The 3,430-nt window shown below is 70.2% G+C and carries 6 protein-coding genes; 1 reads left to right on the forward strand and 5 read right to left on the reverse strand.

Annotated features, from left to right (window positions below):
- Positions 1-30: 30 nt before the first annotated feature.
- From gspK to gspG, 5 genes are read right to left on the reverse strand one after another with little or no spacing between them, the layout of a single operon-like run.
- Positions 31-1,002, reverse strand: a complete 972-nt coding sequence (gene gspK, locus AC1D12_RS28335; protein ID WP_477844418.1) for a type II secretion system minor pseudopilin GspK — start codon at positions 1,000-1,002, stop codon at positions 31-33.
- Positions 999-1,664, reverse strand: coding sequence for a prepilin-type N-terminal cleavage/methylation domain-containing protein (locus AC1D12_RS28340; RefSeq protein ID WP_477828976.1), 666 nt, complete (start codon positions 1,662-1,664; stop codon positions 999-1,001). Before AC1D12_RS28340 ends, gspK begins: the two co-directional genes overlap by 4 nt.
- The gene (gene gspI / locus AC1D12_RS28345; RefSeq protein ID WP_477844420.1) at positions 1,664-2,041 is read right to left on the reverse strand and encodes a type II secretion system minor pseudopilin GspI; all 378 of its coding nucleotides are present in this window, start codon (positions 2,039-2,041) and stop codon (positions 1,664-1,666) included. The genes AC1D12_RS28340 and gspI overlap by 1 nt, the downstream gene beginning before the upstream one ends.
- Positions 2,038-2,538 (reverse strand): prepilin-type N-terminal cleavage/methylation domain-containing protein, encoded by a 501-nt coding sequence (locus tag AC1D12_RS28350; protein ID WP_477844422.1) that lies wholly within the window; start codon positions 2,536-2,538, stop codon positions 2,038-2,040. Before AC1D12_RS28350 ends, gspI begins: the two co-directional genes overlap by 4 nt.
- Positions 2,522-2,959 (reverse strand): type II secretion system major pseudopilin GspG, encoded by a 438-nt coding sequence (gene gspG, locus AC1D12_RS28355; RefSeq protein ID WP_047500232.1) that lies wholly within the window; start codon positions 2,957-2,959, stop codon positions 2,522-2,524. The genes AC1D12_RS28350 and gspG overlap by 17 nt, the downstream gene beginning before the upstream one ends.
- A 99-nt stretch (positions 2,960-3,058) precedes the next feature.
- On the opposite strand from gspG, the gene AC1D12_RS28360 reads away from it, so the two are divergent.
- On the forward strand, positions 3,059-3,430 hold a 372-nt coding region (locus tag AC1D12_RS28360; RefSeq protein WP_477844425.1), incomplete at its 3' end, for a type II secretion system protein N.

The following is a 3,430-nucleotide window of genomic DNA, read 5'->3' on the forward strand; positions in this document are numbered from 1 at the left end:
GCGCCAGCGTGGCGGCGCTGGCGGGGCTTGTCAATTGCTGCTGTCGATCGAACTCACGCGTTCTCGCGACAACGGGGTCACGGTGGTGCCGCGGCGCTCGACGACCGAGCGCTGTTCGAGCACCTGGTCGGTCAGCCGCAGCCGGCCGCGCACCTCGAAGTAGCTGGTGTTCACGCCGACCTGCTGCGCGTTCAGCTCGGGGAAGGTGGCGGGGAGCTGCGCCTTGATGTCGGCCGGGGTCTTGAACGGCGTGCGCTGGCGCACCTGCACCAGCCGCTCGGCGCTGCCGAGGTCCAGGCCCGGGATCACCGCGGCCAGCACCTCCTTGCTCGCGGTGTTGGCGTTGATCGGGGTGCGCGTCGGCAGGATCGTCACATAGGGCTCCAGCCGGGCGAGCGCCGCGGCGTCGACGCCCAGCCAGGTCAGCTGGTCGAAGCGCTTCGGCAGCAGCGGTGCGTTGGCGGTGCCTGCGGGGGCGCTGGCGCCGGGCGCCGGCGGCGTTGCCTGGACCAGGCCCTTCGCGAGGTTGTCGGCCACCGTCACCGCGACGTTGGCGCGCTCGCACAGGCGGCGGAACGCCAGCAGGTCGGGCTCGCTGATCTTGCCGCCGTCGACCAGGTTGCTCAGGTTGAAGCGCGCCTGCAGGTCGGTGATGCCGCCGGACAGGAAGGCCTCGGGCGCGTCGTCGGTGTTGTCCTTGTCGGCAGCGAGGAAGGTGGACAGCCGGGCCTCCTCGAGCGGCACCGCCCAGGGTTCGCCGAGGTTGTCGGAGCCGCCGGACTTGGCGTCTTCCTTCAGGATGATGCGCGACCAGTCGAGCGCGCCCGACAGCATCCAGCCGGACTGCGAGCGCGAGCGCTCGGCCGTCTCGACCTGCACCGCGCGCCATTGCTGCCAGACCATCGACACCGCCAGCGTCGCGATCAGCGTGACGATGATCATTGCCATCAGCAGCGCGGCGCCGCGCTGGGCGGCCGGCGGGGAGGTGGCGTGGCGCGTCATTGCGGGCCGATCGTCACGTCGCGCGTGACGTTGCCGGAGAAGCCGCTGCCCTCGCCGAACGTCAGCACAAGCCGCACGCCCTGCGGCAGCGGGGTCGTGACGCCGCTCGGCGGATTCGGCTGGCCGGACCCGGGTCCGGTATTCGGCTGCGTCGGGTCGGCGCTGGATTGCGCATTGGTCCAGGCATTGCCGCGGTAGTAATACACCTGCCAGTCCGACAGGTGGGTCAGCGTGCGCAACTGGCCGACCTCGCTGCCGAGGAACTGCTGGCTCGACATCCAGTTCTGCTGCAGCTCGCTGGCCGTCGTGACGACCGGGCCGGCCCAGCGCAGCCAGGTGCCGCCGCGCAGCGACCACACCACCATCTGCAGCCCGCCGGGCACGCGGCGCGTGACGCGCATCGAGGCGCCGTCGAAGGCCATCGCGCTCGGCAGCACGCCGCTGTCCTGCGCGTTGTCGAGGTCCTGCTCCCACTGCGCGAGCACGCTGCTCACGCGCAGCACCTGCTCCAGCCGCTGCTGGCTCGCGGCGCGCGCGCGCACGATGCCGTCGACGCCCTGCCACGACATCATCGCGACGATCGCCATGATGGTCATCGCGACCAGCACCTCGATGAGGGTGAAGCCGCGGGCAAGGGGGGCGCGCAGGGGTGGCGTGTCCATCAGCGCGGCAGGATGGTCGAGAGCGTCAGCACCGGCTGGTCGTCCTCGTTGAAGATCTGCGCGTCGACGCGCCGGAAGTTCGGGTTCGGCGTCGGCCGCGTGGCCTGCTTGCCCTTGTAGCTGGTGCCGAACTGGTCGCAGCTGAATTCGGCGTCGCCGACGCTCGGGAAGGTGTGGCTGAGCTTCAGGCCGGTGAGCTGGTTCTCGGCGCACCACTGGGCCGCGGTGACCTCGACCAGGCGCTGCGTGTTGTTGGTCAACGCGCCGGCCGCCTTGATGCCGGCGCCCAGCGTGACCGCGATGATGGCGAGCGCCACCAGCACCTCGATCAGCGTGAAGCCGCTCGCTTTGGCGAGATGCGGACGGTGCTTGCTCATGGCTGCGCGACCTGCTCGTTCTCGAGCACCACGAAGGGCCCGAGCCCGTCGGTGCCGAGCGCGACGCTCTGGTCGTCGAGGTGCAGCACGATGCGCTGCGCGCCGATCAACGGCTCGGGGCCGAGCACGATGCCCTTGGAGCCCGCGATGTCGGCGGAGACTTCGGGCGTCAGCCACTTGGTCGGCAGGTCGTTGGTGGTCGGCAGCCCGACGAAGCGGAAGCCTTCGGCCGCATTCGGCTCGGCGGCGCGCGGCAGCCAGGTCACCGGGATGCCCGWGGCGCGCGACGCGGCGCGCGCCGATTCGAGCAGCGCGACCAGCCGGGCGGCTTCGTGGTCGAGCCGCGTGCTGGCCGGGTTGCGGATCGACAGGCTCGCGACGGCCGACGCGATGGCGATCAGCGTGATCACCACCAGCAGCTCGATCAGCGTGAAGCCGCCCGCGTGCGCCCGGCCTGCGGGCGACGCGGCACGGCAACGCTCATTGCCAGGAGCCAACTTCGGCGTCTTTGCCTTCACCGCCCACCTGGCCGTCGGCACCGAGGCTGTAGACATCGATCTCGCCTTTCACGCCCGGGTTGGCGTATTGATACGGCTTGCCCCAGGGGTCGTTGGGCAGCTTGTCGAGGTAGGGCTTCCAGTTCGGCGGGATGGTGCCGGTCGTCGGCTTGACGACCAGGGCCTGCAGGCCCTGCTCGCCGGACGGGAAGCGCTGGTTGTCGAGCTTGTAGAGCTTGAGCGCCTGCATCAGGTTGTTGACGTCGGTGCGGGCGGCGGTGACGCGCGCTTCGGCGGCACGGTCCAGCACGTTCGGGACGATCAGCGCCGCCAGCACGCCGATGATCACCAGCACGACCATCAGTTCGATCAGCGTGAAGCCGCGGTGGCGACGCGGGGCTTGAAGAGAGGCTCGGGTCATAAGAGTGTCAGCAACAATCACGTTACCGTTCGGAGGTGAACGATCAATCATAATCGTCGAATGACTGCGAGATTGTCGGCATTCGTAATCTGGGCCCTGGTGGCCRGATCCATCGTGTTCTGGGGGATGCGCCTGTTCGTGCGGCCGACCCCTGCGCCTTCCAATGCGGTGACGGTGGCGACCTCGGTCGGCCTGCGCGGCGACCTGACGCGGCTGCTCGGTGCCGAGCCGGTCGCGGCCGTGGCCGAGGTCTCGCCGGCCGCCAACCGCTTCAAGCTGATCGGCGTGATGGCGGCGAAGAACAGTCCCGAGGGGTCGGCCCCGGGCGTCGCACTGATCGCGGTTGATGGCAAGCCGGCGCGGGCGTTCCTGGCCGGCGCGCGTGTCGACGAGAACTGGATCCTGCAGACCGTGAGCCTGCGCACCGCGTCGATCGGCCCGCTGCAGGGGACGCCGGCGCTGGTGCTCGAG

The organism is Rhizobacter sp. P1_G5 (genome assembly GCF_056405435.1).

What these genes read in the sequence shown, in the direction of transcription:
- gspG (WP_047500232.1), bottom strand. Translation starts at nt 2,959, where the DNA reads ATGACCCGAGCCTCTCTTCAAGCCCCGCGTCGCCACCGCGGCTTCACG.
- gspI (WP_477844420.1), bottom strand. Translation starts at nt 2,041, where the DNA reads ATGAGCAAGCACCGTCCGCATCTCGCCAAAGCGAGCGGCTTCACGCTG.
- AC1D12_RS28340 (WP_477828976.1), bottom strand. Translation starts at nt 1,664, where the DNA reads ATGGACACGCCACCCCTGCGCGCCCCCCTTGCCCGCGGCTTCACCCTC.
- gspK (WP_477844418.1), bottom strand. Translation starts at nt 1,002, where the DNA reads ATGACGCGCCACGCCACCTCCCCGCCGGCCGCCCAGCGCGGCGCCGCG.